The sequence below is a fragment of the Mesorhizobium sp. M2E.F.Ca.ET.209.01.1.1 genome (assembly GCF_004010375.2).
GTDB lineage: Bacteria > Pseudomonadota > Alphaproteobacteria > Rhizobiales > Rhizobiaceae > Mesorhizobium.
Genome location: NZ_SADP02000641.1, coordinates 1 through 338, shown reverse-complemented (window position 1 = coordinate 338; position 338 = coordinate 1). Strand labels below are relative to the sequence as shown.

The following is a 338-nucleotide window of genomic DNA, read 5'->3' as shown; positions in this document are numbered from 1 at the left end:
GTCGCGCTGCTTGCCAAGATCGAATTCCCCCTGCTGCTGGCCGGGCTGGTGATCGCCGGCGGGCTGTGGGGTTTTGAAGAACTTATGGAGGTGGCGCGCGCCACGACGCCGCACGCCTTCGACACGGAGATCCTGCTTGCCTTCCGTCATGCCGGGCAGCCGGACAGTCCGATCGGTCCGCTTTGGCTGCAGAGCGCCGTCCGCGATATCACCGCACTCGGCAGCACCAGTGTGCTGGTCCTGATCACGACGGCGACGATCGTGTACCTGCTGTTGATCCGCAGGCCGGGAACGGCGCTGTTCGTCTTTGCCGCCATTGCCGGCGGGCAGGTGCTTTC

1 pseudogene is annotated in these 338 nt (G+C 65.7%); it reads left to right on the top strand.

The features are described 5' to 3' along the window. Positions 1 to 6 precede the first annotated feature (6 nt). A pseudogene (locus EN852_RS37250) lies at positions 7 to 338 on the top strand (phosphoesterase); the annotation flags it as partial.